Below are 26,404 nucleotides of genomic sequence, written 5' to 3'. Positions count from 1 at the left end.
GTCCCTCGGGTTCAGCCGAAATGGCAGATGTAGTGGTACGCCTCGGTCACGCGGATCTCGAAGCTCGAGTTGCCCGGCACCGAGAAGCGCTCGCCGGCGGCCGAGGTCAGCCAGCGGTCGCTGCCGGCCAGCTTGTAGTCGCAGGCGCCGGCCACGCATTCCATGATCTCGGGCGCGCCGGTGTTGAAGGTCAGCTGGGCGGGCAGGATGACGCCCACCGATTTCTTCGTGCCGTCCGGGAAGGTGACGCCGTGGCTCACGCACTTGCCGTCGAAGTACACGTTGGCGCGCGTGGTCACGCTGACGCCGGGGAGGGTCTCGGTGGTCATGGGAAAGGGTGGGGATCGGGGGAAACGGTCGATTTTAGGCGACCCGCCACGGCGCCCATTCCGCCCGGCGCGGGCCGCCACCAATGACAAGGCCGCCCGGAGGCGGCCTTGGTTGCGGGCGCGGCGCGCGGCCGCGTCAGCGCCAGTGGCCGTGCCCGCCGTACACGAAGCCCAGGTTCACTCCCACGGGCGGGTAGTAGTACGGCCGCGGGTAGTAGTAGGCCGAGGGCACCACCACGGTCTGCACCGGCTGGCCGTACACGACCGGCGGGGCGCTGACCATGGGCTGGGGCGGGGCCGGCTGGTGGATTGCCGGGGGCGGCACCGACTCCATGCCGTTCGCCGTCATCGGCGTGACCTGCAGGCGCACCGTGGGGCCCGGATCCTGCGGCATGTTCACGGTGTATTGCTTGCCGTTGAACTCGTACACCACGTTGTAGCTCATGGTGCGGTTCTCGTAGACGGTCTGGGTCGTGCAGTTCTGCACGTTCTGCACCGTGGTGGGCGACCCCTCGATGCGGTCGCCGAGCACCAGCCCGCCGACCACGCCCAGGATGGTGGCCGCGGCCTTGCCGCCGCCGGAGCCGATCTGGTTGCCGACCGCACCGCCGGCGATGGCGCCCATGGCGGCACCGGCGCCGGTCTTGGGCTGCTGCACGGCGACCTGCTGGGTGCCGCACATCTGGCGCGGCACGGCCACCTGCTGGACGACCGGGGTGCTGGAGAGCACGCGGCCGACTTCCTGCGCCTGGGCGGCGCCGGCGGCCGCGAGGCCGAGGAGGGTGAGGGCAACGACTTGTTTCATGGAAAACCTCACAGGAGGCAGGGATGCAGGAAATTCTAGGGAAGGCATGTCAGCGGCACCTGACTGGAGGGTAAAGCGGCGGTAAAAGTTCCTGGATCAGCCACCCTCGGCCAACGATTCCCAGGTGGCGGGATCGAATCCCACCGTGGTGCGGCCCGGCCATTCCACCACCGGCCGCTTGATGACGCTGGGCTGGGCCAGCATCAGCTGGCGGGCGCTGGCGTCGTCGTGGACGGCGGCCTGCACGCCCGGATCGAGCTTGCGCCAGGTGGTGCCCTGGCGGTTGAGCAGCTTGTCCCAGCCGGCGGCGCGGCTCCAGGCCGCCAGCCGGTCGGCCGGGACGCCGGCCTTCTTGAAGTCGTGGAAGGCATAGGCCACGCCGTGGGCGTCTAGCCAGGTGCGCGCCTTCTTGACCGTGTCGCAGTTGGGGATGCCGTAGACGGTGATGGACATGGGAGCTCGGGGTGAACTGGTGAACTGGGACAATCGGGGCCATGCAGACCTTGCAAGACTGGCTCGCACACTGCGAGCGCCTGCACCCCAAGACGATCGCCCTGGGCCTGGATCGCGTCCGGATGGTGTCACAACGCATGGGCCTGGCGTTCCGTTGTCCGGTGGTCACCGTCGCCGGCACCAACGGCAAGGGCTCCACCTGCGCCATGCTGGAGTCCATCGCCCGGCAGGCGGGCTGGCGCACCGGGCTCTACACCTCGCCCCACCTCGTGCACTTCGAGGAGCGCTGCCGCCTGAACGGCGAGGCGGTGGCGGCCGAGGCGCTGGTGCCGCACTTCGCGCACGTGGAGGCGGCTCGCCAGGACGTGCAGCTGACCTATTTCGAGTTCACGACGCTGGCCATCCTGGACCTTCTGGCAGCCAGCGGGCTGGACCTGGTGATCCTGGAGGTGGGCTTGGGCGGCCGGCTGGATGCGGTGAACATCGTCGATGCCGACTGCGCCGTCATCACCAGCATCGACCTGGACCACCAGGAGTTCCTCGGTCCCGACCGGGAGGCGATCGGGCGCGAGAAGGCCGGCATCCTGCGGGTCGGCAAGCCGGCCATCGTGAGCGACCCGGTGCCGCCGCGCAGCGTGCTCGCCGCCGCCGAGACGACCGGCGCCGACCTGTGGCTGCTCGGCCGCGACTTCAATTTCTCGGGCGACAAGCAGCAGTGGGCCTGGGCCGGCCGCGGGCGGCGCTATGCCGGCCTGGGCTACCCGGCGCTGCGCGGCGCCAACCAGTTGATCAACGCCTCGGGCGTGCTGGCGGCGCTGACCGCCCTGCGCGACCGGGTGCCCGTCACGGCGCAGGCGGTGCGCAACGGCCTGTCGATGGTCGACCTGCCCGGCCGCTTCCAGATCGTGCCCGGCCAGCCGGCGCTGGTGCTCGACGTCGCCCACAACCCGCATTCGGTGGCGGCGCTGGCGGCCAACCTCGATGCCATGGGCTTCTACCCGACGACGCACGCGGTGTTCGGCGCCATGGGCGACAAGGACCTGGCGGTGATGCTGCGCAAGCTCGACCCGCTGGTGGACCGCTGGTACTTCGCCGACCTGCCGACGCCGCGCGCCGCCGCCGCCACCTCGCTGCAGGCCCTTTGGCAGTCGCAGACGGCCCGCAAGGACGTGGCCTCCAGCACCCATTCCTCGCCCGAGGAGGCCCTGCGCAGCGCGGTGGCCGCGGCAGACCCCACTGATAGAATCCTGGTCTTCGGATCGTTCTACACGGTGGGCGGTGTCCTCAAGGATGGCGTCCCCCGCCTCCAGGCCCGCCACCTGGGCTCCTGACCCTCCACCGCGACACGCTGCATGGCCTTTTTCAAGTTCCGCAAGGGTGGCGACGCGACACCGGCCACGCCGGCGCAGGCCGAGAGCGTCGAAGTCCTGCGGCGCCGCGCGCGGCATCGCCTGATCGGCGCGGCGGTGCTGGTGCTGATCGGCGTCATCGGCTTCCCCCTCCTGTTCGACACCCAGCCGCGCCCGGTGGCGGTCGACATCCCGATCGAGATCCCGGATCGCAACAAGGCCAAGCCGCTGCCGATGCCGGCCACCAGGGCGTCCGGCCCGCAGGCCGCGGTCGCCGCACCGGCGTCGGCGCCGGCGGTCGCCAAGGCGGAACCGCAGGACGCATCCAGGCCGGAAGCCAGGGAGCCGTCCAAGGCCGAGGCAGCCAGGCCCGCCGCCAGGCCGGAGACCGTTGCCCGGTCCGAGCCGGCGGCCAAGGCGCCCGCGTCGGCGCCCGTGGCCAAGACAACGTCGTCCGCGCCGGCCGCGCCGCCGGTCGATGCCTCGCGCGCGCAGAGCTTGCTCGAAGGCAAGCCGGTGCAGGCCGAGGCCCGCGACCGGCCTGCCGCCGCCGACGGCCGCTTCGTGGTCCAGGTCGGTGCCTTTGCCGATGCCGTCAAGGCGCGCGAGACCCGGCTGAAGGTCGAAAAATCGGGCCTCAAGACCTATACCCACGTGGCCGAGACCAAGGACGGCAAGCGCATCCGGGTCCGGGTCGGGCCGTTCGCGACCCGGTCAGAAGCCGACAAGGCGGCCAGCAAGATCAAGGAACTGGATTTGCCAGCGGCCATCCTCACCTTGTGAGGTGATCGTTGGCGCCGCTCGACTGGGTGTTCGTTGTCGTGCTGCTCGCGTCCTTCCTGCTGGGCGTGCTGCGCGGGCTGGTCTACGAGGTGCTCTCGGTGCTGAGCTGGCTGGTTGCCTTCGTGCTGGCACAGTGGCTGGCACCGCAGGCCGGGGGCTGGCTGCCGATGGGTGCTGCCGCCGAGCCGGTGCGCTACGCGGCGGGCTTCGGCACGGTGTTCGTGCTGGCGCTGTTCGCGGGCGGACTGGTGGCCTGGGGCATGCGCAAGCTGGTCGAGGCCGCGGGCCTGCGGCCGGTCGACCGCGCGCTGGGCGCGGCGTTCGGCCTGGTGCGCGGCGTGGTGCTGCTGCTGGCCGCGGCCGTGGTGGTGAACATGACCCCGCTGCGCAGTGCGGCGTGGTGGACCGAATCGATGGGCGCCGCCGTCTCGACGACGGCGCTCAAGGGATTGAAGCCGGTGCTGCCCGAGAGGTTCGGCCAGTACCTGCCGGAATGACTTCAGGAAGGCTCTTGCCATGTGTGGAATCGTCGGCGTCGTCAGCGCCGCCCCCGTCAACCAGCTGATCTACGACGCGCTGCTGCTGCTGCAGCACCGCGGCCAGGATGCGGCCGGCATCGTCACCCAGCTGGAGCGCAAGTTCTTCATGCACAAGGCCAAGGGCATGGTGCGTGACGTCTTCCGCACCCGCAACATGCGGGCCCTGCCGGGCAACGTTGGGCTGGGCCAGGTGCGCTACCCGACGGCCGGCAACGCGTACAGCGAGGAAGAGGCGCAGCCCTTCTACGTGAACGCGCCCTACGGCATCGTGCTGGTGCACAACGGCAACCTCACCAACGCGCAGGCGCTCCAGGCCGAGCTGTTCACCACCGACCACCGCCACATCAACACCGAGAGCGACTCCGAGGTGCTGCTCAACGTGTTCGCGCACGAGCTGGAGAAGTCGACCCGCGGCGCCCAGCTGCAGCCGCAGGACGTGTTCACGGCGGTGGCCAACGTGCACCGGCGCGTGCGCGGCTCCTACGCGGTGATCGCCCTCATCGCCGGCCACGGCGTGCTGGCCTTCCGCGATCCTTATGGCATCCGGCCGCTGTCGATCGGCCGCGGCAAGGACGGCACCGTGATGGTGGCCAGCGAATCGGTCACGCTGGAGGGCACCGGCCACCAGTTCGAGCGCCACGTGGCGGCGGGCGAGGCGGTGTTCATCGACCTGCAGGGCCAGCTGCACGCCAGGCAGTGCGCCGACAAGCCCAGCCTGCACCCCTGCATCTTCGAGTACGTCTACCTGGCGCGGCCCGACTCGGTGCTGGACGGCATCTCGGTCTACCAGGCCCGCCTGAACCTGGGCGAGACGCTGGCCAAGCGGGTGGTGTCGACGGTGCCGCCCAGTGAGATCGACGTCATCATCCCCATCCCCGAGTCGAGCCGGCCCAGCGCCACCCAGCTGGCCCACCTGCTGGGCGTGCCGTACCGCGAAGGCTTCGTGAAGAACCGCTACGTCGGCCGCACCTTCATCATGCCGGGGCAGGGCGTGCGCAAGAAGTCGGTGCGCCAGAAGCTCAACGTCATCGCCAGCGAGTTCCGCGGCCGCAACGTGCTGCTGGTCGACGACTCCATCGTGCGTGGCACCACCAGCCGCGAGATCGTGCAGATGGCGCGCGATGCCGGCGCGAAGAAGGTCTACCTGGCCAGCGCCGCGCCGCCGGTGCGTTTCCCCAACGTGTACGGCATCGACATGCCCACCGCCAGCGAGCTGGTGGCCTACGGCCGCACGGTGGACGAGGTGCGCGAGATCATCGGCTGCGACGCGCTGATCTACCAGGACGTCGACAGCATGAAGCGCGCGGTGATGGCCGCCTCGCCGGCCACCGGCCCGAAGCTGGACGGCTTCGACGCCTCCTGCTTCGACGGCGTGTACGTCACCGGCGACATCAACCCCGAGGACATCGTGCGCATCAACGAGGCGCGCGTCGGCCAGGAGGACCCGCTGGAGGAGTCCACCTCGCGCCTGGCGCTGCCCAACGCGCAGGAGGCCTGAGCATGCAAGTCAAGACCCTGCCACCGGGCCTGCACCGCGACACCCTGGCGGTGCGCGCCGGCCTGCCGCCCAGCCAGTGGGGCGAGAACTCCGAGGCGCTGTTCCTCACCAGCGGCTTCGTGCAGCCCGACGCCCAGACCTCGGCGCAGCGCTTCGCGAACCCGCAGGAGGGCTACACCTACGCGCGCACGTCCAACCCCACCGTCACCAGCTTCGAGCAGCGGCTGGCGGCGATGGAGGGGACGGAGGCCGCGATCGCGACGTCCACCGGCATGGCCGCCATCCTGCTGCTCGGCATGGGGCTGCTCAAGGCCGGCGACCACGTCGTCTGCTCCCGCTCGGTGTTCGGCTCGACGCTGAACCTGTTCGCCAAGGAGTTCGGCAAGTTCGGGGTCGAGTCCACCTTCGTGTCGCAGACCGACCTGCAGGAGTGGAAGGTGGCGATGCGCCCCAACACCCGGCTGCTGTTCGCCGAGACGCCGACCAACCCGCTCACCGAGGTCTGCGACATCCGCGCGCTGGCCGACATCGCGCACGCCGGCGGCGCGCTGCTGACGGTGGACAACTGCTTCTGCTCGCCCGCGCTGCAGCGCCCGGTCGACCTGGGCGCCGACCTGGTGATGCACTCCGGCACCAAGTATCTCGACGGCCAGGGCCGCGTGATGGCCGGTGCGCTGTGCGGCTCGGCCCGGTTGATCAACGAGGTGTTCGCGCCCATCGTGCGCACCGCCGGCATGACGCTGGCGCCGTTCAACGCCTGGGTGGTGCTCAAGGGCCTGGAGACGCTGGGCATCCGCATGCAGGCGCAGTGCGCCAACGCGATGGCGGTGGCACGCTTCCTCGAGTCGCACCCCGCCGTCACCCGCGTGTACTACCCCGGCCTGGAGTCGCACCCGCAGCACGCCCTGGCCATGCGCCAGCAGTCGGGCAAGGGCGGCGCCGTGCTGTCGTTCGACGTGCGGGGCGCCGATCCGCAGCAGCTGCGCGCCAACGCCTTCACGGTGATCGACAGCGCGCAGGTGATGAGCATCGCCACCAACCTCGGCGACACCAAGACCATCATCAGCCATTCGGCCACCACCTCCCATGGCCGGCTCACCGAGGAGCAGCGCCAGGCGGCCGGCATCGGCCAGGGCCTGCTGCGCGTGGCCGTTGGCCTCGAACACATCGACGACCTGAAGGCCGACCTCTCGCGCGGCCTCGACAAGCTGTGACCGTCAGAACCCGCTTCGCGCCGTCGCCCACCGGCTTCATCCACCTGGGCAACATCCGCTCGGCCCTGTACCCGTGGGCCTTCGCCCGTTCGCAGGGCGGCACCTTCATCCTGCGCATCGAGGACACCGACCTCGAGCGCTCGTCGCAGGCGGCGGTCGACGTCATCCTCGAAGGCATGGCCTGGCTCGGCCTCGACCACGACGAGGGCCCGCACTACCAGATGCAGCGCATGGACCGCTACAAGGAAGTGCTGCGGCAGATGCAGGAGCGCGACCTGGTCTATCCCTGCTACATGAGCGTGGCCGAGCTCGACGCCCTGCGCGAGCGGCAGATGGCCAACAAGGAAAAGCCGCGCTACGACGGCACCTGGCGGCCCGAGCCGGGCAAGACCCTGCCGCCGGTGCCGGCCGGCGTGCAGCCGGTGCTGCGCTTCCGCAACCCGGTGGGCGGCTCGGTGGCGTGGGACGACAAGGTCAAGGGCCGCATCGAGATCAGCAACGACGAACTCGACGACCTGGTCATCGCGCGGCCGGACGGCACGCCCACGTACAACTTCTGCGTGGTGGTGGACGACATCGACATGCGCATCACGCACGTGGTGCGCGGCGACGACCACGTGAACAACACGCCGCGCCAGATCAACATCTTCCGCGCACTCGGCCAGGAGCCGCCGGTGTACGCGCACCTGCCCACGGTGCTGAACGAGCGCGGCGAGAAGATGAGCAAGCGCAACGGCGCCAAGCCGGTGACGCAGTTCCGCGACGAGGGCTACCTGGCCGATGCGGTGGTGAACTACCTGGCGCGCCTGGGCTGGTCGCACGGCGACGCCGAGATCTTCAGCCGCGAGCAGTTCCTGCAGTGGTTCTCGCTCGACCACCTGGGCAAGAGCGCGGCCCAGTTCGACGAGGCCAAGCTGCGCTGGGTGAACGCCCAGCACATGAAGGCCATGCCCGACAGCGAGCTGGCCCCGCTGGTCGAGAAGCACCTGCGCGCGCGCGGCATCGAGCCCGACCAGCGCCTTGCGCAGCTGTGCGGCCTGCTCAAGGACCGCTGCGACACGACGGTGGCACTGGCCGACTGGGCTGCGCGCTTCTACCTGCCGGTGAAGCCGTCGGACGAAGACCTCGCCAAGCACATCACGGAAGGCGTGCGCCCGGCCCTGAGCATGCTGGCCCGGATGCTCGAAGGCGTGGCCTGGGAGAAGGCCGCCATCGCCGAGAGCATCAAGGAGGTGCTGCGCGCCACCGGGCTCAAGATGCCGCAACTGGCGATGCCGGTGCGCGTGCTGGTACTGGGCACGGCGCAGACGCCGTCGCTCGATGCGGTGCTCGAACTGCTGCCTCGCGAAGTTGTCTTGCAGAGACTGGCGAAGAGCTGATTTTTTGGGTTAGAATTCGAGGCTCGACACCCAACGGGGGTATAGCTCAGCTGGGAGAGCGCTTGCATGGCATGCAAGAGGTCAGCGGTTCGATCCCGCTTACCTCCACCATCAAAGTGTCGAGAGAGACGGAAGCAATTCCCTAGGTTACGACCCTATCGTCTAGAGGCCTAGGACATCACCCTTTCACGGTGAGTACCGGGGTTCGAATCCCCGTAGGGTCGCCAAGATTCACGTCAGTGATCGAGGCACAAGTGGCAGGCACTTGGCTCGCAAGAGCAAAACGCCGCACCACGTGGAGTGGTAGTTCAGTTGGTTAGAATACCGGCCTGTCACGCCGGGGGTCGCGGGTTCGAGTCCCGTCCACTCCGCCAAAAAACGAGGAAGATCAACGGGTTCCGGTCGCAAGACTGGAACCCGTTTTTCGTTTTTGGAATAAGTCCGGGTTTTTGGAATAAGCATCTCAGGTCACGGGCGTCGCGCGCCGCACCCGGCGGCGGTCGTACGTCGCCGCGATCATCTTGTCGCTGCTGTGCAAGGTGGCGTCCTTGACGTCCGTGTGACCCTTCTCGAGCTTGTCCGTCACGCCCATGGGGCGGCAGTCCTGCAGGCTGAACTTGGCGAACGGCTTACCCTCCAGCTTGGCGACCCGCTCGCACTCGGTCATCAGGTTGTGCAGGATCTTCTTCCAGCCGCCCTTGGTGTAGCGCTGCCCGCGCATGTTCCCGAACAGGTACATGGTGCCGGCGTCCTCGAAGCGCTTGATGGCCAGGGTTTCGTTGATGGCCTCGCGCAAGTCGTCGCTCCACTCGATGAGCGCCGCAGGTTTGGTCGGATCCTTGCCGTCGGACCACTTGATGCCCTCAGCTGTGATGCCCTCCACGGTGAGGGCACGCACTTCGACGGATCGCCGAACGCACAGCCAGGCGGTCTTGAGGCCCATGGCAACGATGTGGCAAGCGCCGCCCATCTTGCGGCCGGTCTCCACGGCCCGCTTGAGTTCCTCGGCGCTCACGCGACGCTTGGGCACATCGCTCCGGACGATGTTCTTGACCAGGTTTGCCAGAGGGTTCGTCTCCAGCAGGCCCTTGCCGGCCCCCCACTCGAGGATCACGGAGGCAAGCGCCATCTCCTTGTTGCCCTTCTTCGGGCGGGTGGCGAAGCATGCCTCAAGGTAGTCGGCGCCCATTTTCTTGGTGATCTCGCGCGGCTCAAAATGGCCCCAGGCGCGGACCAGATTGTTTGCCTCCCGACGGTTCTCGTTGATCGTTGATTCCGCGCGCTTGTGCCCGTTGGCTTGGGGCATCGCCTCCTGCCATGCGAACCACGCATTGACAAGGCCGGCGAAGGCGCCGATGGGCGCGTCGTTCGTGACGTTCTGGGATTCCAGGATGGCCTTCTTGCGTGCGATTGCGATTCCCCGGCGGTCGGTCACCTTGCACTGGTAGCTGAACGCCCACTTGTTGGACGGAAGCTTGTAGCCGATTGAATAGACACGCTTGCCGTACCGCTCGTACACGCGATAGGGAAGTCCGTCTGCGACTTCGCGGGGGCGCGTCATGCCTTCCCCTTCAGGAACTCGAGATTGGCCTGCTTGCGCACCGGCTGGGCGAGGACCTTTCCATCGACGACTGCGTGAACTTCGCCCCTGCTCACAGATTCGTAGTGCGCTCGCTCCAGCACCAGATCGCCGCGGCGGCTGATGAATGCGCGCAGAAACCCGCGGGTGTGCAACACGGCAAGCTGCCTTGTGGCCTGCTGGTAGCCGGTCAAGGCAACGAGTTCGTCCGTAGACAGCGTGATCCCGCTCACAGGCCACCCCCGTCCGACGGTGATCCGGACGCAGCCGAGCGACCGACAAGAACGGGAAGTGCGTGAACGATCCGGCGCGAAACGACAAGGGGCCTTTGCGGCGAAGGGCAAGTTGCTGAAACCATGGATCGTGTAGCCATGGTTACGGTGAACCGCCTTGGAGCGAGGCTCGAAAGGTGGAATCTGCAGCGGCGGGAGTGTTCCCGCCGGTAAAGGCGGCCGTGATGCTGTCGGAAGATCTTCTGCCACGGGTGCCAACGAGTTTTCAGGCCACGGCAACTTGAGGCCTGCGCGGGGATGCTCCTTCGGTAGGTGCCTCGCAGGCAAGAACTTCCGATTACGAAATCGGACCGAGCTGGAAGCACCCGGCAACGCGAGGAATGGCGACACGCGCCGGGTTCAGAGCCCTGCGGTGACAAGCGCTCACTCGGGTGACATCAGGGACTGAGCGAAGGGCGGAACTTGGGCGTGAACCATCGCCCTCGACCCCGCCGCCGCTACCGGGCTGATCGGACAGCGGCGCAAGCATGTTTGTCGGCCAGGAAACTGCCAAGGGCGACCTTGTCGCGCCCGTTGGCCAGGATGTCTCGCACGAGGCTGTGGCACGCCGTGCCCATCTCTAGCGCCACCAGGCACGCAGCTTCGAGCGTGGGCTTGCCGCACTTCCTTGCCAGCGAGAGCAGGCCCAGGCGGGCGCGGTAGCCGTGCTAGGGATGGCGCCGCTCTTCAAGCAGACGAGCGACGTGCGGCCGGTCGCCACCCCATTGGTCTAGCGCCAGTGCACAAGGCGCTCGAGCGTCCACTCCAGGTGGGCGCCGTGCGTGGCCCGCAAGTGCTCCACCCACGATGCTCGCCACTCCGGCCCACCAGCCTGAGGCCGCCCGGGCCTCTGGCCAGCCGTCCGCGTAAGCCGGTCGAGATCTGCTCGCCTGATCCCCCAGCCCTCCTGTGCCCTGCGTCAGCGCCGGTCGTTCGCGAGACCTGAAATGGCGCGTTCAAGATCGGCGAGCAGCGCCTCCAGCAGGGCCGGATCGTCGATGCGCGCTTCGGCAATGGTGCGCAGCAGGGTGGCGAGGTCGCAGCTGGCGTCGCTGGTGCAGCCAGCGGCCGCGAACAGCAGGCCTAGCGCCGGCGTCCCGCGGTGCTTCTCGTGGACGTAGTCGACCAGATCGTGCTCGAGGTCCTCGACGGATATACCGTCGAACGCCGAGCCGCAAGCGCAGGACACGCCGCCGCCCAGCGCCAGGTGGGCCGCGCCCAGCCGGCGCCACTCGGCCATGAGGCCGATGGCGCGCAACGCGATGGCACCGGAGTTGGCGGGAGCGGTCATGCGGGCTCCTGTAATGCCGCTGCTCACCCCGGGACGGCGCGGGCCGAGCGCAGGGCCTGCGTGGCCGCGCCGTCGACGCTGCCGTCGCCGCGCAGCACCACCTTGTACTTCTCCCGCGCGCCATCGGCGCCCACGTAGCCCTGGCGCACGTCGTGGGCCACCAGCTCGGGGTCGCGCTGTTCGGGCGGGCCGAAGCCGCCACCGCCGCCGGCGCGCAGGAACAGCCGATCGCCCGAGCGCAGTCGCTGGTTGCGCACCTTGCCCGTCTGCTGCTGCGCCGGGTCTTCCCCCTTAGCCGCGACGAACACCTCATTGGCCAGACCGGCGTGCCCGCCTTCCAGTCCCCAGGGCGGACAGTGCATGCGGTCGGACTGGATGTCCACTGCCAGCGTCGCGCGGGCCCGCACAACCGTCTCGGTGCCCAGGCCGCCGCGGTGAAGGCCGGCACCACCCGAGTCTGGCCGCAGGGCCTGTCGCTCGATCAGGATCGGGTACTTGGCCTCCAACTGCTCGCAAGGACTGTTGTGGGTATCGCCGTCGTTGGAGCACACCACGCCGCTCATGCCGTCCTCGGACTGCTTCGCCCCCCAGCCGCCGCCGGTGGGACCGATGAAGCCGATGAAGAACTGCCCGTCTTTCGGCGAGATGCCGTGGAACAGGGCGATCACCAGATCGGCGTGGTGGGCGGCAATGGTGCGGTCGGGAATGGCCTGCGCCATGGCCTTGAAGATGGTGTCGACTACGGTCATCGGGAAGGTCATCCACTTCCGCATCGCGGCCGGCTTGCTGGCGCTGACCACCGTTCCCTCGGGCACGATCACCTTCAGCGGCCGGAAGCTGCCTTCGTTGATCGGGTAGTCGGTCGGCGAGGTCAGGCACTTGTAGGCCACCTGCGCGCAGGAGTAGCCGGTGCTCGGGCCGGAGTTGAAGAAGCCGCGCACCTGTGGGGCCACCTCGGACAGGTCAACCGTGATCTGGTCGTCCTTTTTGATCACGCGCACCTTGATGGGCACGCGCGTCCCCAGGTCCAGCCCGTCGTCGTCCATGAACGACTCGGCCTCGTAGATGCCGTCCGGGATCGAGCGGGTGCGGGCCCGGGCCGCGGCCTCGGACAGGTCCATGATGTTGGCAATGGACGCCAGCACCGGCTCGCGGCCGTAGCGGGCCAGCAACTCCGAGAAGCGCCGGTGGCCGGTGTTCACTGCCACGATTTGGGCTCGCAGGTCGCCCATGGCGCGCTCGGCCAGCCGGACGTTGGTCTTGATGATGCGCACCAGGTCCTGGTTGACTCGGCCGGCGTCCTGGTACTTCATCACCGGGATCTGCAGGCCCTCGGAGTAGATGTCCGACGTGACTCCGCCCAGAGAGCCTCCGACGTCGGGCCAGTGCGCCATGCAACACGACCAGGCCGTGAGCCGGCCGTCGCAGAAGATCGGCTGGCTGAAGGTGAAGTGGTTGAGGTGGCTGCCGGTGGTGTAGGCGTCGTTTGTGACCAGGATGTCATCGGGCCCGATCGAGCCGTTCTCCGGGTCGACGTAGTGCGCCAGCTTGGCCTTGATCGTGTTGGACATGCCGCGGATGAAGCTGGGCAGCCCGATGCCGATGGAGATGGTCTCGCCCTCGGCGGTGAACAGGCCCACCGTGAAGTCCAGGGCCTCGTAGATAATCATGTTGTAGGCCGTGCGCATGAGGTTGGTCTTCATTTCCTCGGTCACGGCCAGCACGCCGTTGCGCACGATTTCTGTCAGCACCGCATCCGTGTGCGGGCGCCCGGTTGGCGTGGTCATGTCTTTCCTCCCAGTTCGATCCTCAGGTTGCCGTATGCGTCCACCTCGAGCCGGTCGCCCGGAAGGAGGACGGTGGTGGATGCGTGCTCCTCCACCAGCGCGGGGCCATCGATTCGGTTGCCCGCCAGCAGCCGGTCGCGGTCGAACACCATCGCGGGCACGGTGCGGCTCAGTTCGCTGTAGTAGACCTCGCGGCTGCCACGGCGTGCGGCGGCCGGGGGCGCGGCATCACCGGTCGCGATGGTCTCCATCGAAGGCTTGTCCATCACCCCGATCACCGCCGCGCGCAGGGTGACGATCTCCACCTTCTCGGCCGGGGCGCAGGTGCCGTAGCGCTGCTGGTGGACCTCGTCAAAGCGCCGCTTCAGGGCCTTCCGGTCGCGCGCGGCGAGCATGCCGGGCACCAGGTCCACCGTCACGGAATGCTCCTGGCCCACATAGCGCATGTCGGCGGCGTAGTCCACGTTCACCGAGGCGGTCTTCACCCGGCTCTCAGTCAGCGTGCGCCGGCCGATGGCGGCCAGTTCCTCGAAGGCGTGTTCGACCTCGGTGAAGTCCATCTCCTCGAGCTTGCGGAACGTGGTTCGAACATTGTCGTAGCGCAGGTCCGAATGCAGCATGCCGAAGGCGCAGAAGTGGCCCGGCGCGCGCGGAATGATCAGTTGGCGCATGCCGATCTCGCGGCCGATGGCACTGGCGTGCAGCGGCCCGGCGCCGCCGTAGGCGATGAGGGGAAAGGCCGCCGCATCGAAGCCGCGCTCGGTCGACACGCCCTTGACCGCATAGGACATCTTGGTGACCGCGATGCGCAGGATGCCCTCGGCCGCGGCCACTTCGTCCAGGCCCAGCGGCCGGGCCACGCGCTCGCGGATCGCCGTCGCCGCAGCGTCGCGGTCCAGCGGCATCTCGCCCCCCAGGAAGCTCGCGACGCCCAGCCGGCCGAGGACCAGGTTGGCATCGGTGACGGTCGCGAAGGTACCGCCGCGACCGTAGCAGGCCGGTCCGGGCTCGGCGCCGGCGCTGCGGGGGCCCACGTGCAGGGCGCCGCCCACGTCCACCTCGGCGATGCTCCCGCCACCCGTGCCGACCTCGAACACGTCGACCAGCGGGATCTGGATCGGCAGGCCCTCGTTGTAGCCGCCGACCATGGCCAGATTGGTGGTCAGCACGGCGTCGTTGTGGATCACGCCCGCCTTGGCGGTGGTCCCGCCCATGTCGAAGGCCACCGCATTGCGTAGGCCCAGCTCCCGGCACAGCGCATGCGCGCCGATCACGCCGGCGGCAGGACCGGACTCCAGCATGCGCACGCACTGCACCTGGGCCTGCTGCGACTCGTATAACCCGCCGGTGGACTGCACCAGCAGGAACTTGCCGTCGAAGCCGGCCTGGTTCAGGTGGGCGTCGATCCCCGACACATAGCGGCGGACGATGGGACCGACGTAGGCATTGGCCACGGCCGTGGAGCAGCGTTCGAACTCGCGGTACTCCTGCGACAGCTCGTGCGAAGCGCTGACGAAGGCGTGCGGCAGGCGCTGCTGCACGATGCGCTTGACGGCCAGCTCGTGCGCCGGGTTGGCGTAGCAGTGCAGCAACAGGATGGCGACCGCCTCGATGCCTTCCTCGACCAGCCGGTCGCAGATGCGGTGCACACCGTCCTCGTCGAGCGGCGTGTCCACCGTTCCCTCGGCCGTCAGCCGCTCGCGCACCTCGAAGCGCAACCGCCGCTCGACCAGCGGCACGTGCTTGCGGAAGAACAAGTTGTAGGCGTCCGGCCGATTGATGCGGCCGATCTCGTAGATATCGCGGAAGCCCTCGGTGACCAGCAGCGCCGTGCGGGTCCCCTTGCGCTCCAGCAACGTGTTGATGACGACCGTGGAGCCGTGCAGGAAGGTCTCGGGCCGCGCAAACGTCGTGCCGGCCTTGGCCACGCCGCCGGCGATGCCGTCCACCATGCGGCCGGGCGTGCTCAGCGTCTTGCCCAGCGACAGTGCGCCGGTGGCCGGGTCGAAGTACGCGACGTCGGTGAAGGTGCCGCCGATGTCGGCGGCCAGTCGGCTTCCCTTCTGCATCTCAGGCCCCCGCCCGCGATTCGTCGCGCACCGGGTTGCGCAGGATGCCGATTGCGTCAACCTCGATCTCGACCACGTCGCCGTCCTTCATGAAGACCGGCGGGTTGCGCTTGGCGCCCACGCCGCCCGGTGTGCCGGTGACGATGACATCGCCCGGGGACAGCGGCACGAACGACGAGACGTAGGCGATCTGGCGCGGGATGCCGTGGATCATCTTGTCGGTGGTCGTGCGCTGCATCTCCTGGCCATTCAGCCGGGTGACCAGGGTCATGACCTGGTCAGGCGCGATCTCGTCGGCGCTGACCATCCAGGGGCCGAAGCCGCCGGTGCGCCAGAAGTTCTTGCCGGCCGTCCACTGCGTGGTGGCGAGCTGCCAGTCGCGGATGGAGCCGTCGTTGTAGCAGGCGTAGCCCGCGATGTGGTTCCAGGCCTGGTCCTCCGCGATGCGGCGCCCGCCCTTGCCGATGACGATGGCGATCTCGCCCTCATAGTCGAGCCGCTCGGATTCCGGCGGCCGCACGATCGCCTCTCCATGCGCGACCTGCGAGTCCGGGAAACGCACGAACAGCGCCGGGCTCTCCGTGGTCTCGCGGCCGGTCTCGCGCACGTGCTCGCCGTAGTTGAGGCCCACGCAGATGATCTTTCCGGGGTTGGGGATCACCGGCAACTGCCGGACTTCGGCCAGCGCCACTGAGCCTTGCTCACGCTTGCCGAGCGCGATCGCCTCGGTCACCAGGCCCTGGGCGATCAGCGACTTCAGGTCGGGGGCACGGCCGCCCAGCGCGGCACCGAGGTCAAGGACACGGTCCTCCTGCACGATGCCGTAAGAGGCCTGGCCGTTGCGCTCGAAGCTGATGAACTTCATGGTGTTCCTGTGTGTGGGGTTGAATGGAGGGGTCAGGCCAGGGCCGGGTCGACCACCAGGACGACCTTGCCGATCTGTTCGTTGCGATCGAGGATGGCGTGCGCCTCGTCGGCGCGCTCGAGAGGGAAGGTCGACTGGATGCGGGTGCGGATGCGGCCGCTGGCCAGTTCGGGCCAGGCCTGCGCCACCAGTTCGTCAGCGATCTTCTGCTTGAAGTCGGTGTCGCGGCGGCGGATCTGCGCGCCGGTCAGGGTGAGGCTGCGCTGCACGAAGGCGCGCGTGCGCAGCGTGGAGTGGTCGCCGCGGTGGTTGGCGATCAGGGCGAGCCGTCCGCCGATGGCCAGCAGCTCGACTTCCAGGGCCACGTAGTCGGCCGCCTGCGAGTCCAGGATCACATCGACCCCGTGCGGGCCGGCCCAGTCGCGGACCGCCGCGTCCCAGGCGCCGTGGTAGTCGACGGCGTGGTGGGCGCCGTACTCCTCGCTTATGCGGCATTTCTGCGCCGTGCCGGCGGTGGCGATCACGCGCGCGTCGCGCAGCACGCGCGCCATCTGCATGGCCGCCATGCCGACGCCGCTGGTGCCTCCGTGGACCAGCAACGTCTCGCCGGCAGCCAGCCGGGACAGCTGGAAGACGTTGTGCCAGGCAGTGAAGAACACCTCCGGCAGCGAGGCGGCCTCCACCAGTCCGAGGCCGGCGGGCACCGGCAACACCTGGCCCTGTGGGACGGAACACAGCTCGGCGTAGCCGCCGCCGCTGGACAGGGCGCAGACGCGGTCGCCTGGCCGCCAGCGCGTGACGTGGGTGCCCACCTGCTCGACGATGCCGGCGGTGTCCAGGCCCGGGATGTCCGAGGCGCCGGGTGGCGGCGGGTACAGGCCCTTGCGCTGCTGCACGTCCGGGCGGTTGACGCCCGCGGCCGCGACCCGAATCAGGACGTCCAGCGGTCCGACCGGCGGCGTGGGGCGGTCGCACACCCGCAGCACCTCGGGGCCGCCCGGTTGGGTGATCTCGATCGCTTTCATGTGTTTTCCAGGATGTGCTCGGCGGCGCAGAGCGCGGTGACGGTCGCTTTCACGAGGCCGCCGAAGTAAGCGACGTTCTCGCCGCCTTCGAGCCCGCCCGCGGTCGAGCCGACGGCGTACAGCCCGGGCAGCGGCACGCCGGAGGTGGCGAGCACGCGTGAGTGCTGGTCGACGGCGATGCCGCCGAAGGTGTAGGTGATGCCGGCGGCAGCCGGCAGTGCGTAGAAGGGCGGCGTGAGGATCGGCCAGGCGCGGAACTGACCTGTGCTGCGCGCCGGCTGGAGCGTGCCGAACTCGCCGCTGCGCACCGCGGTGTTGTAGGCCGCTACCTCCCGCTCGAGGCCCTGGGCGTCGATGCCGGCTTCGGCCGCCAGGGCGGCGAGCGAGTGAGCGCGCAGGATGCGGCCGCCGGCGCGCTCCAGCTTCGGGTTGGGACCGGTGGGCCGGTCGGCGGCGGGGCCTTCCCACGCTGGGCGGTCGGCGATCACGAACGTGGACGCCGGCTCGCGCAGCCGGGCAATGCAATTGGCCAGGTGGATGCCGCCGCGGCCCTCGTCGGCGATGCGTCGTCCGTCGGCTCCCACCACGATGCAACTGCGGGCCAACTCGTCCAGCCAGGGGTAAGGCCACAGCTGGTCGTCGTCGAGCGCGCTGCGGGATTGCACATGGCCGTAGAAGGTGGCGGATTCCCTCATGGCCGCGCCGGCTGCCTGCGCCATGCGCCAGCCATCGCCGCGCCCGGTGCGCGCATTGCGCTGGACCAGGGCTTCGGGCCGCGGCGTGACGTGGCGGCGCAGCAGATCCGGATCCCCCTGGAAGCCGCCGTCGGCCAGCACCACGGTGCTGCTGCGGACCTCCAGCGCGCCCTCGGCTCCTTCGCACTGCGCGCCGGTACAACGGCCCTGCTCCTGGAGCAGCGCCTGCGCGCGGTGCCCGCGGCGCACCACGCCGCCGTGGCGCTGCAGCGTGGCTTCCAGCGCACGCAGGAGCACGTCGGCGCCGCGGCCCTGCCACGCACGTCCAGAGCGGGCGACGGCCGGCGGCGCCAGCACGTAGTCGTACAGCGGTTCGGCGCCGGCGCGCATGAAGTGCGCGCCAGCCTCGTCGCGCAGCCACCGCGCCGCACGCAGAGCGTTGTGTGCCAAGGTACGGATCAGCCGGGGATCGGCCGCGGGGTGGCGCTCGCGCATGCGGCGCTCGAGCTCCTCCGGCGCCGTGGCCGGCGAACAGAAGGCGACGTGGAACACGCCGCTGGCCAGCCGCGAATTGCAGACATGCCGCTCGTCGGACGCCTGTTCCAGGACCACCACGCGCCGGCCGCCGCGCGCGCAGCGCAGCGCGGCCACCAGCCCGGCGAGCCCGGCGCCGACCACGGCGACGTCTGCGTCGAGAGATTGCGTGCCCGTCATGGTTGCTACTTGGGCAGCAGGGTGTCCGCGACGAGTTCCAGGACCTCCGCTGCCACCCGCAGCAGGAGGAAGGCCAGAGTCGCGCCGGCGAGGCCGAGCGCCAGGCTGGCGGCCGACGAGGTGCGCAGCGCGTGGGCCACGGCAGCCGCGCCGCAGGCCAGGCCCACGGCCGCAGCGACGCGCCGGCCGTGCGAAGACGCGAATTCCAGGGCGGGGTAGTGTTTCATGCGGGGCCCGCGCTGCGTGCTCAGTCGAGCTGGATGTTGAGGTTCTTGACCGTGCCCGCCCAGGCTGCCGAGTCCTCCTTGATGAAGTCGGCGAACTGCTGCGGGGTCCACTGCGGCACGCGCAGCCCGTCGCGCAGGACGATCTGCTGGACCTCGGGCGTGGCCATGGCCTGCAGCACTTCCCTGTTCAGGCGCTCGACGATGGGCGCCGGCGTCCCCTTCGGGACGAAGACGCCGAACCAGCCTTCCTGCGTCATTGCGGGAAAGCCGAGTTCCTTGAAGGTCGGCACGGTCGGCAGCAGCGCCGAGCGCTCCGGCGTAGACACGGCCAGCGGCCGCAGCTTGTTCGCGCGCAGGTGCGGCATGGACGTGACCGCGGTGTCGATGAAGAACTGCACCTGGCCGGACATCAGGTCCACCAGCGCCGGGCCGGCGCCCCGGTAGTGGATGCTGGTGATGGGCACGCCGGCGGCGGCCGCGAAGCGCTCGTTGAGCAGGTGCGTCACCCCGCCCAGGCCGAGGGACACCGCGTTGACCTTGGCGGGCTCGCGCCTGGCGTAGTCGACCAGCTCCTTCACCGAGTTGGCCGGCACGTTCAGGTTGACGCTCAACACATAAGGATTGGTCACCAGCGGGGCCACCGGGATGAAGTCCTCGGTGCGGTAGCTGGGCTGCCTGGTGACCAGCACGTTGACCGAGAAAGCCAGGCTGTTGACCAGCACGGTGTGGCCGTCCGCAGCGGCGCGCGCCGCTGCCGCCGTGCCGATCATGGTGTTGCCGCCGCTGATGTTCTCGACGACCACCGGCTGCCCGAGCGATTTGGCCATCGGCACCGCGATCAGGCGGGCCAGCTGGTCCGTGGAACCGCCGGCGGGGTAGGGAACGATCAACTTGACCGGGCGCGATGGATAGGTCTGGGCCATCGCCCCGGTGCTGGCAAGGGCCTGCAGTCCGAGGCTGGCGAGTGCGGCGGCCGCGTAGCTCAGGATGCTGCGGCGAAGCGGGGTGGCGGGCATGCTGTCTCCTGGTTGTCGAGGCCGTCGGGATCGTGGGTAACCTGGGTTACCCACAACGGCGCGGCGATGGTAACATGGGTTACCACAACGCCGTCAAGGGGCAGGAGCCATGTCCAAGATTCCAGGCATTCCCGACAAGCAGACCGACACCATCACCGGGGTGGAGCGCGCGCTGTTCGTGATCGAGCAGCTCGCCGAGGCCCCGGATGGCCTGTCGTTCACCGAGATCCTCAACATCCTCGAGGTGAACAAGTCGATTGCGTTCAAGCTGCTGAACACGCTGATCGCCACGCGCTACGTGTTCAAGGACGAGAAGACCGGCAACTACTGCCTCACGTACCGCATCAGCAACGTCGGCATGAAGAAGATGTCGCGCTCCCGGCTGCTGAACCAGAGCCAGGTGATCCTGCGCGAGCTCGCCGACCAGACCGGCGAATTCATCCGCCTGGCGGTGGTGGAGCAGGACACGATCACGTGGGTGATGTCGATCCTCACGAAGAAGCGCTACCTGCAGATCGACCCGAACTACAGCACCGAGATCGGGCTGCACACGCACGCCGCGGGCAAGGCCTGGCTCGCCACCATCGAGCCGGATCGGGCGCGCCGCCTGATTCTCGAGCGCGGCATCCAGCGCATGACGCCGCACTCGCTGGTCGACATCAAGAAGATCATGGCGGACCTGCACGTGACGGCCGAGCGCGGCTACGCCATCTCCTACGAGGAGCACGGCCTGGGGGTCGGCGCCATCGGCGCGCCGATCATGGTGCAGCAGTTCGGCAGCGAGCAACCGCGCTGCGTCGGCGTGGTGACCCTGGCTGCGCCGGTGGCCCACATGGACCGCGCCGCGCTGGAGACGTGCGCGCCGCAGGTGGTTGCGACGGCAGAGAAGCTCGCCTCCGTCTGGCCCTATGCGCACACGGAGGTGTTCCATGAAGCAGTGTGACGTCCTAGTCGTCGGCGGCGGCGGTTCGGGCCTGGCGGCGGCCATCACCGCCGCCGAGGAGGGCCGGTCCGTGGTGCTGCTGGAGAAGGGCGAAAAGCTCGGCGGCACGACGGGCTGGTCGATCGGATCCATCACGGCGGCGGGGACTCCCGATCAGCGCGCGGCCGGCGTGGACGACTCGTGGCAGGACCACCTGGCCGACATGCCCGCCTGGGCCGGCGACCTCGCTCACCGCGACAACATGGCCCTCTGCGAGGTGCTCACGCGCCATGCTGCCGACGCCGTGGCGTGGCTGCGCGAGAGCGGTGTCGAGTTCATCGGCGTGTTCGAGGAGCCGCCGCACCGCAGGCCGCGAATGCACAACGTGCTGCCCAATTCGGGCTCATACATCTACCACCTGTCGCGCCGGGCGCAGCGCGCAGGCGTGCAGGTGCAGCTGGGGACCCGGGCCGAGAAGCTGCTGCAGGGGCCCGACGGCCGCATCGTCGGGGTCCAGGCCTGCGGGCCGGACGGCGCCTCGCACGCGATCGGCGCACGCTGTGTCGTACTGGCTGGCGGCGACTTCAACGCCAGCCGCGAATTCAAGATCGAATTCGGCAACCAGGACCAGGTGGACATCCCAGCGGTGAACCGGCTGGCCACGGGTGATTGCCAGCGGATGGCACGCGATGTCGGCGCCGTCATTGTCAACGGCGACATCGCCCTGAACGATCCGCGCTTTCGCTTCGCGCCGCCCGCGCGTCTGCCCTGGTTCCTGTCATTGCCGCCCGTGCGGCCGATCACGACGCTCATGCGCTGGGCCATGCGCACCATGCCGCCTGCGCTGGCGCGTCCGTTCGTCATGAGCTTCGTCACCACCGCCCTGGCGCCGGAGGCGCATCTGCTCAAGCTCGGGGCCGCCCTGGTCAATCGCGCCGGCGAGGCGTTCCTGGGTGACGGGGAAAAGATCGGATTCGGCATCGCGCGCCAACCCGGCAACGCCGCCTGGCTGTTCATGGACGGCGAGCGGCTGCAGTTGTTCTCCCGCTGGCCCAATTTCATTTCGACCGCGCCCAGCGTGGCGTATGCCTACGTCGACGACTACCAGCGCAACCGCCCGGATCTGTGCGCGCGAGCGCCGGACCTGGAGGCGCTGGCAGCGCGCAGCGGCATGCCGCTCCCCGGCCTGCAAGCCACCGCGACGGCGGCAGGGTTCCGCGACGGTCCGTTCCTGTTGCTCGGCCCTATCCATGCGGTCACCGTGCTGGCGGACGGCGGCCTCGCGGTCACGCCGCAGCTGGAGGTACTGGACGCTGGCGGGCACCCCGTCCCCGGCCTGTATGCCGCCGGCTCGACCGGCCAGGGCGGCTTGCTCCTCAAGGGCCACGGCCACCACCTGGCATGGGCGTTCGTTTCCGGGCGCCTAGCGGGGCGCAACGCCAGCCAGGCGGCAGTCCGGGCCCCGGCCACCGTGCACGCGGCCGCCTGAACGTCGCCCGATTCCGATCACCCACTAAAACTACGGAGACAACATGACCCGCCGACAACTCTTGCAGGCAGCCTTCACCGCAGCGCTGTCGTCAGCCGTGTGGCCCGGCGCCCGGGCGCAGACGCCCTTTCCCACCCGCCCCGTGACGCTGGTCAATCCCTATCCGGCCGGTGGCGGCGCGGACAGCGTGGCGCGTGCCGTGGCCCGCGACCTCTCGCAGGACTGGGGCCAACCGGTCATCGTCGAGAACCGGCCCGGCGCCGGAACCACCATCGCCGCGGCCTACGTGGCCCGGGCGCCGGCCGACGGCTACACCATGCTGCTGAGCACCACGCAGCACGCGATCGCACCGGCCATCTTCAAGAGCCTGTCGTACAACTACCTCACCAGTTTCTCGCCCATCGCGATCCTGTCCGACAGCCCGTTCTTCCTGGTGGTGCGGCCCGACCGGGGCATCAACACCATCGACGATCTCGTCGCCGAGCTCAAACAGAAGGGCGGTGCGATGAACTTCGCCTCCTCTGGCCCCGGCAGCCTGCCGCACCTGGCCGGCGCCTTCCTGAATCAGCTCACCGGCGCGAATGCCACGCACGTGCCCTTCGCCGGCACGGCCCCTGCCCTGACCGCGCTGCTGGGCAGCCAGGTCGACTTCCTGTTCGCCGACACCTCGGCCCTGCCGAACATCCAGGCCGGCAAGGCCAAGGCGATCGCGGTCAGCTCCGCGCAGCGCAGCCCGGTGCTGCCGTCCGTGCCCGCTGTCCAGGAAAGCATCCGGGGCTTTGAGCTCACGGTCTGGACCGCGCTCGAGGCGCCCGCCGGCACGCCGCAGGCGGTGATCGACCGCGTGCACGAGGCCGTCTACAAGGTCCTGCGCTCGCCCGGCATGACGCGCCTGTACGCGGAGAACTCCCGCCAGGTGGTCAACGTCACGCCGGCCCAGTTCTCCGCCTACAAGCAGGCAGAAGTGCAGAAGTACCAGAAGCTGGCGCGCGACGCCGGACTGAAGGTCGAGTAGCAGTGCCCCTTCAGCGGCCGCGCGTCAGACGAGACGCCGAAACCGCAGGACTTCTCGAACTCGCATCACATCCCCGCGCGCTCGCCAATTCCGCGGCGGATGGATGGCTGCTATGGATCGGTAGCAGCCGCGCCGCAACCGCAGCCGCAAAGTCCTTGCTTCGGTAGCAAGTTCGTGGCGAGCTCCCGGCCACACTAGGCGCCGTGCACCTCAGCTTCGACAACGCGAACATTGGCACCACTCAGCAATTGAGTGGTAACAGCGTCCGCAGCGGCGATCTTGATCACGTTCCTTGCCTTGAATCGCACCAGATCACCAAACCGAAGCGTGGTGATGAATTCGGGGGTGTTCGCGAGGCGGCCGATATAGCTGTCTCCCTCTCGCTGCCTGATCTTTACCCACATGCGCTCCGCGATGGACCGATACTCCACTTCCATTCTGAAGTTCAGCCTCACGTATTCGCCAGCTTGCACAGCAGATCTCTCTTGCGCGCTTGGGGTGCAGTATGTCTCGGGCGCGCTGCGTTGCATCGCTTCTCCGTCGTCGATGCTGTAGCGACACAGAAGAAGGTTGCCCAGCGAGAAGTTGTTTTCGAGGATGGGATGGACCTCGATACGCGGGTGCTGGGCATCGAGCACGATCTGGTCTTTGGATTTGGGCACGGTTTTTCCTTTGAGAGAATGTCAGCAGGACTGTCTGCTGTCTCCCATAGGCACAGGTAGTTCGAAGACCGCGCATTCAGTAAACCATACGGTCGGGGAACGAGAAGACGCACGTCGCTGGGGCGGCTGTGCTGTCGCATCCGCCTTTCGTCGTCCAGAGCGGCCTCCTCCGAATCGGCGGGGGATCGGCTCAAAGCCGGGCCTGCGGTTCGGGCGCTACAGTGTTTGAATGAACGACGCAACTAGGCTCCCTCCCGACCTTCAAGCCGCAATGCGTGCGCGCGACGAAGCCTTCTATGCTGTCGATCCCGCGCAGTGGGGCAAATACACAGCGGCGCAATTCACAACTGTCCAGCAGAACGGCAATTTCTACACGCGCGCCGATCGGATCGAGAATCTGAAGACGCAGAAACAGCGGCCATACGTCCCCCGCGAACGCGAGCAGTTCGAGATTCAAGGTGATGTTGTGGTCACTCGCTTTTTCAGCGGTGGGCTGTGGGTGGTGGAGGTCTGGAAGCGCGTAGACGGCGCGTGGGCAAGCGTGATGTCACAAGCCACGACTGCGAGCGCCACCGGACCCTGAGCCATGTGGAACGTCGCAAGCGAACGTCCGGCGTGCGGGGACGGCAGCGACGCGACTTGAGCCGTGCCGCCTTTCGCCCCGACGACACGGCTGCTCTTGGCCGGAAGCGGCCGTCGCCGGCTGTGCTTCAAGGCAGCCCGATTTCGCGCAAGCTCGCGATCATGCGGTCCCGACCCGCGATATTGTCCGGCTCCGTGCTGCGAATGCTGGCCTGAATGAACGCCGCATTGAAACCAGGGTTGCGGGATAGATGGTCTTGCAAGACCTTCCGGCCATCCTCCTGTCGCCCCGAGCGAACCAGCGAGGCGGCCAGCATGCCGGCCGACAATGGAAGCGCCGGATTTGCAATCAATGAGCGCCGGGAATTCTCCGCCGCGTCGGCATAGCGTTCCAGGTTGAACTGGTCGGCTGCGATCACAAAATACCAGATGCCAACACGGGGATCGAGTCTGCTGATTCTCAGCGCGCGTTCGGCAGCCGAGATGCTTTGCTCGAATCGCCCAAGGCTGAGCAGCGCGACCGCCTGGTGCTGGTGCCCGCTGGGTTCACTGGGAAAGCGATCGGCCAAGTCAGTGGCGATCCGCAACGCTGTTTCCCAGTCTCCATTCATGTTGGCAATCTGGACCCTGGAGTTGATGGCGAAGAAGTCGTTGGGATCGAGCTGTTGCAGGCGCGCCGTCGCTTCCTCGAGCTGCCTCCGCGCGGCGTCCTTGTCGGCGGCAAATCCCAAGCCCCGGCCGGTGCCGCTCATGGCGGCGACGCATCCCCACCCTCGAATAGATCGCGAATCCTTGGCGACTGCCTGCTCGCACGCGCGAAGCGCCCCCGCCACGTTTTCCGGAGTGATGCCGCGAAACCAGAAGCCCCAGCCCTGCATGGCCAGGTCATCGGCCTCGACTTCGTGCGGTTTCAACTTGGAAGCCCGTTCGCCAGCCGAACGATAAATTTCCATCCATAGCGCTCTGGCGATCTGCTGAGCGATGTTGTCGAACGAACTGGACAGCTCCGATCGATCGAAGTCGAAATTCTGCGCCCAGCGCTGCGAGCCGAATTCGCCGTCCACGATGGAAAGACTGAGGCGCACACGCTGGTCCGTACGCCGGGCACTGCCGTTCACGACGTAGCGCACGCCCAGTTCACGGGCGACTTGCCGCGGATCAGCGGCCCTGCCCTTGTAAGTGAATGCGGTGTCACGGGCAATCACGAGACTGTTTGTGATACGGCCCAGTTCGGTCGTGAGATCGCCGGTCAACGCGTCGGTGAACCATTCATCGTCAGCTCCTCCGACGTGAGAGAGGGGGAGAACCACCATCGACACTGGCGGAGTCGTGCCGGGCGTCGCCGACTTTTGCGACCGCACCGATTCCTGTTTGTGTAGCGCGCCGAACGTGACCTCGTAGGCGTGCCACCAGCCAATCATGCCCCCCACAAAGTGCCCGACCGCCGCTAGGGTGCCGAGCACAACTGCGGCGACGCCGAGCTGCCGTGCCCAGCCGAATCGCAGATCCTTCCAGAACCGCGCGGGCCAGGGACTCGCGATGGGAACGGTGAGTCCAACTGCGGCTGCCGCCGCAGGCTCGTCCGGCGCGATGGGCGGTGCGCTCGGATTCACTGGCTGGCCCGGGCTGGGCTCGGCGTTCATGTTTGCGCCCTCAGCTTGCTCCTCAGTGCGAACGTCGCTGCTCGGCAAGCGGTCGCCGACAAACTTTACTGCAGTTCGTCAGTCAGCGCGAGTCTTGGCGAGCGCGGCCCGGCGCGCTGCAGGTCCGCTGTCGCGGTGCGTTGAGGGCCGGTCCCGACCCGAAGCAGCTCCTGTGCGCCGAGGCGTTATCCGCCCCCCGTCC

Annotated in this window: 25 protein-coding genes and 3 tRNA genes; 13 read left to right on the top strand and 15 right to left on the bottom strand. The window is 68.4% G+C overall.

Going from position 1 to position 26,404, the window contains the following annotated elements; genetic code table 11:
* Positions 1–11 precede the first annotated feature (11 nt).
* The 3 genes from ppnP to GON04_RS21970 all read right to left on the bottom strand — a co-directional run bounded on the left by ppnP (position 12) and on the right by GON04_RS21970 (position 1,587).
* On the bottom strand, positions 12–329 hold the full coding sequence (gene ppnP, locus GON04_RS21980) for a pyrimidine/purine nucleoside phosphorylase (RefSeq protein WP_157400118.1): 318 nt from the start codon (positions 327–329) through the stop codon (positions 12–14).
* Between the two features lie 136 nt (positions 330–465).
* The gene (locus tag GON04_RS21975) at positions 466–1,134 is read right to left on the bottom strand and encodes a glycine zipper 2TM domain-containing protein (RefSeq protein ID WP_157400117.1); all 669 of its coding nucleotides are present in this window, start codon (positions 1,132–1,134) and stop codon (positions 466–468) included.
* A 96-nt stretch (positions 1,135–1,230) separates the two neighbouring features.
* Positions 1,231–1,587 (bottom strand): ArsC family reductase, encoded by a 357-nt coding sequence (locus GON04_RS21970; protein WP_157400116.1) that lies wholly within the window; start codon positions 1,585–1,587, stop codon positions 1,231–1,233.
* A gap of 41 nt (positions 1,588–1,628) precedes the next feature.
* Between GON04_RS21970 and folC the strand changes: the two genes are divergently transcribed.
* The 9 genes from folC (at position 1,629) to GON04_RS21925 (ending at position 8,723) form a co-directional block, all read left to right on the top strand.
* On the top strand, positions 1,629–2,918 hold the full coding sequence (gene folC / locus GON04_RS21965; protein ID WP_157400115.1) for a bifunctional tetrahydrofolate synthase/dihydrofolate synthase: 1,290 nt from the start codon (positions 1,629–1,631) through the stop codon (positions 2,916–2,918).
* A 21-nt stretch (positions 2,919–2,939) separates the two neighbouring features.
* The gene (locus tag GON04_RS21960) at positions 2,940–3,719 is read left to right on the top strand and encodes an SPOR domain-containing protein (protein ID WP_157400114.1); all 780 of its coding nucleotides are present in this window, start codon (positions 2,940–2,942) and stop codon (positions 3,717–3,719) included.
* Positions 3,720–3,727: 8 nt separating this feature from the next.
* Complete coding sequence (locus tag GON04_RS21955; protein ID WP_157400113.1) at positions 3,728–4,216, top strand: CvpA family protein; 489 nt, start codon at positions 3,728–3,730, stop codon at positions 4,214–4,216.
* A 19-nt stretch (positions 4,217–4,235) separates the two neighbouring features.
* On the top strand, positions 4,236–5,756 hold the full coding sequence (purF, locus tag GON04_RS21950) for an amidophosphoribosyltransferase (RefSeq protein WP_157400112.1): 1,521 nt from the start codon (positions 4,236–4,238) through the stop codon (positions 5,754–5,756).
* A 2-nt stretch (positions 5,757–5,758) separates the two neighbouring features.
* Entirely contained in the window at positions 5,759–6,970 is a 1,212-nt protein-coding gene (locus GON04_RS21945; protein WP_181653705.1) for an O-succinylhomoserine sulfhydrylase, read from the top strand.
* Entirely contained in the window at positions 6,967–8,349 is a 1,383-nt protein-coding gene (gene gltX, locus GON04_RS21940) for a glutamate--tRNA ligase (RefSeq protein WP_181653704.1), read from the top strand. The genes GON04_RS21945 and gltX overlap by 4 nt, the downstream gene beginning before the upstream one ends.
* A gap of 35 nt (positions 8,350–8,384) precedes the next feature.
* Positions 8,385–8,460: transfer RNA gene (locus GON04_RS21935), tRNA-Ala, on the top strand.
* A 40-nt stretch (positions 8,461–8,500) separates the two neighbouring features.
* Positions 8,501–8,576, top strand: a tRNA-Glu gene (locus GON04_RS21930).
* A gap of 70 nt (positions 8,577–8,646) precedes the next feature.
* Positions 8,647–8,723, top strand: a tRNA-Asp gene (locus GON04_RS21925).
* 89 nt (positions 8,724–8,812) lie between these two features.
* Here the strand turns inward: GON04_RS21925 and GON04_RS21920 are convergent.
* The 10 genes from GON04_RS21920 to GON04_RS21875 all read right to left on the bottom strand — a co-directional run bounded on the left by GON04_RS21920 (position 8,813) and on the right by GON04_RS21875 (position 19,889).
* The gene (locus tag GON04_RS21920) at positions 8,813–9,910 is read right to left on the bottom strand and encodes a site-specific integrase (RefSeq protein ID WP_157400111.1); all 1,098 of its coding nucleotides are present in this window, start codon (positions 9,908–9,910) and stop codon (positions 8,813–8,815) included.
* Positions 9,907–10,122 (bottom strand): hypothetical protein, encoded by a 216-nt coding sequence (locus tag GON04_RS27135; RefSeq protein ID WP_157400110.1) that lies wholly within the window; start codon positions 10,120–10,122, stop codon positions 9,907–9,909. The genes GON04_RS21920 and GON04_RS27135 overlap by 4 nt, the downstream gene beginning before the upstream one ends.
* Before the next feature lie 997 nt (positions 10,123–11,119).
* Positions 11,120–11,491 (bottom strand): hypothetical protein, encoded by a 372-nt coding sequence (locus GON04_RS21910; protein WP_157400109.1) that lies wholly within the window; start codon positions 11,489–11,491, stop codon positions 11,120–11,122.
* 23 nt (positions 11,492–11,514) lie between these two features.
* Positions 11,515–13,278: a hydantoinase B/oxoprolinase family protein gene (locus tag GON04_RS21905; RefSeq protein WP_157400108.1), complete on the bottom strand. Its 1,764-nt coding sequence runs from the start codon at positions 13,276–13,278 to the stop codon at positions 11,515–11,517.
* On the bottom strand, positions 13,275–15,347 hold the full coding sequence (locus tag GON04_RS21900) for a hydantoinase/oxoprolinase family protein (RefSeq protein WP_157400107.1): 2,073 nt from the start codon (positions 15,345–15,347) through the stop codon (positions 13,275–13,277). Before GON04_RS21900 ends, GON04_RS21905 begins: the two co-directional genes overlap by 4 nt.
* Position 15,348: 1 nt before the next feature.
* On the bottom strand, positions 15,349–16,212 hold the full coding sequence (locus GON04_RS21895) for a fumarylacetoacetate hydrolase family protein (protein WP_157400106.1): 864 nt from the start codon (positions 16,210–16,212) through the stop codon (positions 15,349–15,351).
* Between the two features lie 32 nt (positions 16,213–16,244).
* The gene (locus GON04_RS21890) at positions 16,245–17,237 is read right to left on the bottom strand and encodes an NAD(P)H-quinone oxidoreductase (protein ID WP_157400105.1); all 993 of its coding nucleotides are present in this window, start codon (positions 17,235–17,237) and stop codon (positions 16,245–16,247) included.
* Positions 17,234–18,646 (bottom strand): FAD-dependent oxidoreductase, encoded by a 1,413-nt coding sequence (locus GON04_RS21885; RefSeq protein WP_157400104.1) that lies wholly within the window; start codon positions 18,644–18,646, stop codon positions 17,234–17,236. Before GON04_RS21885 ends, GON04_RS21890 begins: the two co-directional genes overlap by 4 nt.
* 5 nt (positions 18,647–18,651) lie before the next feature.
* Positions 18,652–18,873, bottom strand: a complete 222-nt coding sequence (locus GON04_RS21880; RefSeq protein ID WP_157400103.1) for a hypothetical protein — start codon at positions 18,871–18,873, stop codon at positions 18,652–18,654.
* A 20-nt stretch (positions 18,874–18,893) separates the two neighbouring features.
* Positions 18,894–19,889 (bottom strand): Bug family tripartite tricarboxylate transporter substrate binding protein, encoded by a 996-nt coding sequence (locus tag GON04_RS21875; RefSeq protein ID WP_157400102.1) that lies wholly within the window; start codon positions 19,887–19,889, stop codon positions 18,894–18,896.
* A gap of 109 nt (positions 19,890–19,998) precedes the next feature.
* On the opposite strand from GON04_RS21875, the gene GON04_RS21870 reads away from it, so the two are divergent.
* Genes GON04_RS21870 through GON04_RS21860 form a run of 3 tightly spaced genes read left to right on the top strand, consistent with a single transcriptional unit; the run spans position 19,999 to position 23,315 of the window.
* A complete protein-coding gene (locus tag GON04_RS21870; protein WP_157400101.1) occupies positions 19,999–20,832 on the top strand; it encodes an IclR family transcriptional regulator in 834 nt (277 codons plus the stop codon).
* The gene (locus GON04_RS21865; RefSeq protein ID WP_157400100.1) at positions 20,798–22,300 is read left to right on the top strand and encodes an FAD-dependent oxidoreductase; all 1,503 of its coding nucleotides are present in this window, start codon (positions 20,798–20,800) and stop codon (positions 22,298–22,300) included. The genes GON04_RS21870 and GON04_RS21865 overlap by 35 nt, the downstream gene beginning before the upstream one ends.
* A 43-nt stretch (positions 22,301–22,343) precedes the next feature.
* Positions 22,344–23,315: a Bug family tripartite tricarboxylate transporter substrate binding protein gene (locus GON04_RS21860; protein ID WP_157400099.1), complete on the top strand. Its 972-nt coding sequence runs from the start codon at positions 22,344–22,346 to the stop codon at positions 23,313–23,315.
* A gap of 194 nt (positions 23,316–23,509) precedes the next feature.
* Here the strand turns inward: GON04_RS21860 and GON04_RS27130 are convergent, their stop codons facing one another.
* Positions 23,510–23,977: a DUF2314 domain-containing protein gene (locus GON04_RS27130; protein ID WP_157400098.1), complete on the bottom strand. Its 468-nt coding sequence runs from the start codon at positions 23,975–23,977 to the stop codon at positions 23,510–23,512.
* Positions 23,978–24,206: 229 nt separating this feature from the next.
* Between GON04_RS27130 and GON04_RS21850 the strand changes: the two genes are divergently transcribed.
* On the top strand, positions 24,207–24,560 hold the full coding sequence (locus tag GON04_RS21850; protein WP_157400097.1) for a nuclear transport factor 2 family protein: 354 nt from the start codon (positions 24,207–24,209) through the stop codon (positions 24,558–24,560).
* A gap of 127 nt (positions 24,561–24,687) precedes the next feature.
* Here the strand turns inward: GON04_RS21850 and GON04_RS21845 are convergent, their stop codons facing one another.
* On the bottom strand, positions 24,688–26,202 hold the full coding sequence (locus GON04_RS21845) for a hypothetical protein (protein ID WP_157400096.1): 1,515 nt from the start codon (positions 26,200–26,202) through the stop codon (positions 24,688–24,690).
* Positions 26,203–26,404 lie beyond the last annotated feature (202 nt).

Origin of the sequence: Ramlibacter pinisoli, from assembly GCF_009758015.1 — a bacterium.
GTDB lineage: Bacteria > Pseudomonadota > Gammaproteobacteria > Burkholderiales > Burkholderiaceae_C > Ramlibacter > Ramlibacter pinisoli.
The sequence above is the reverse complement of the archived record's forward strand: the minus strand, read 5'-3'. Positions and strand labels throughout refer to the sequence as shown.

Excerpts from the sequence above, each read along its gene's own strand:
- ppnP (WP_157400118.1), bottom strand. The coding sequence starts at position 329 with ATGACCACCGAGACCCTCCCCGGCGTCAGCGTGACCACGCGCGCCAAC.
- GON04_RS21975 (WP_157400117.1), bottom strand. The coding sequence starts at position 1,134 with ATGAAACAAGTCGTTGCCCTCACCCTCCTCGGCCTCGCGGCCGCCGGC.
- GON04_RS21970 (WP_157400116.1), bottom strand. The coding sequence starts at position 1,587 with ATGTCCATCACCGTCTACGGCATCCCCAACTGCGACACGGTCAAGAAG.
- folC (WP_157400115.1), top strand. The coding sequence starts at position 1,629 with ATGCAGACCTTGCAAGACTGGCTCGCACACTGCGAGCGCCTGCACCCC.
- GON04_RS21960 (WP_157400114.1), top strand. The coding sequence starts at position 2,940 with ATGGCCTTTTTCAAGTTCCGCAAGGGTGGCGACGCGACACCGGCCACG.
- purF (WP_157400112.1), top strand. The coding sequence starts at position 4,236 with ATGTGTGGAATCGTCGGCGTCGTCAGCGCCGCCCCCGTCAACCAGCTG.
- GON04_RS21945 (WP_181653705.1), top strand. The coding sequence starts at position 5,759 with ATGCAAGTCAAGACCCTGCCACCGGGCCTGCACCGCGACACCCTGGCG.
- GON04_RS21920 (WP_157400111.1), bottom strand. The coding sequence starts at position 9,910 with ATGACGCGCCCCCGCGAAGTCGCAGACGGACTTCCCTATCGCGTGTAC.
- GON04_RS21910 (WP_157400109.1), bottom strand. The coding sequence starts at position 11,491 with ATGACCGCTCCCGCCAACTCCGGTGCCATCGCGTTGCGCGCCATCGGC.
- GON04_RS21905 (WP_157400108.1), bottom strand. The coding sequence starts at position 13,278 with ATGACCACGCCAACCGGGCGCCCGCACACGGATGCGGTGCTGACAGAA.
- GON04_RS21900 (WP_157400107.1), bottom strand. The coding sequence starts at position 15,347 with ATGCAGAAGGGAAGCCGACTGGCCGCCGACATCGGCGGCACCTTCACC.
- GON04_RS21895 (WP_157400106.1), bottom strand. The coding sequence starts at position 16,212 with ATGAAGTTCATCAGCTTCGAGCGCAACGGCCAGGCCTCTTACGGCATC.
- GON04_RS21890 (WP_157400105.1), bottom strand. The coding sequence starts at position 17,237 with ATGAAAGCGATCGAGATCACCCAACCGGGCGGCCCCGAGGTGCTGCGG.
- GON04_RS21885 (WP_157400104.1), bottom strand. The coding sequence starts at position 18,646 with ATGACGGGCACGCAATCTCTCGACGCAGACGTCGCCGTGGTCGGCGCC.
- GON04_RS21880 (WP_157400103.1), bottom strand. The coding sequence starts at position 18,873 with ATGAAACACTACCCCGCCCTGGAATTCGCGTCTTCGCACGGCCGGCGC.
- GON04_RS21875 (WP_157400102.1), bottom strand. The coding sequence starts at position 19,889 with ATGCCCGCCACCCCGCTTCGCCGCAGCATCCTGAGCTACGCGGCCGCC.
- GON04_RS21870 (WP_157400101.1), top strand. The coding sequence starts at position 19,999 with ATGTCCAAGATTCCAGGCATTCCCGACAAGCAGACCGACACCATCACC.
- GON04_RS21865 (WP_157400100.1), top strand. The coding sequence starts at position 20,798 with ATGCGCACACGGAGGTGTTCCATGAAGCAGTGTGACGTCCTAGTCGTC.
- GON04_RS21860 (WP_157400099.1), top strand. The coding sequence starts at position 22,344 with ATGACCCGCCGACAACTCTTGCAGGCAGCCTTCACCGCAGCGCTGTCG.
- GON04_RS21850 (WP_157400097.1), top strand. The coding sequence starts at position 24,207 with ATGAACGACGCAACTAGGCTCCCTCCCGACCTTCAAGCCGCAATGCGT.
- GON04_RS21845 (WP_157400096.1), bottom strand. The coding sequence starts at position 26,202 with ATGAACGCCGAGCCCAGCCCGGGCCAGCCAGTGAATCCGAGCGCACCG.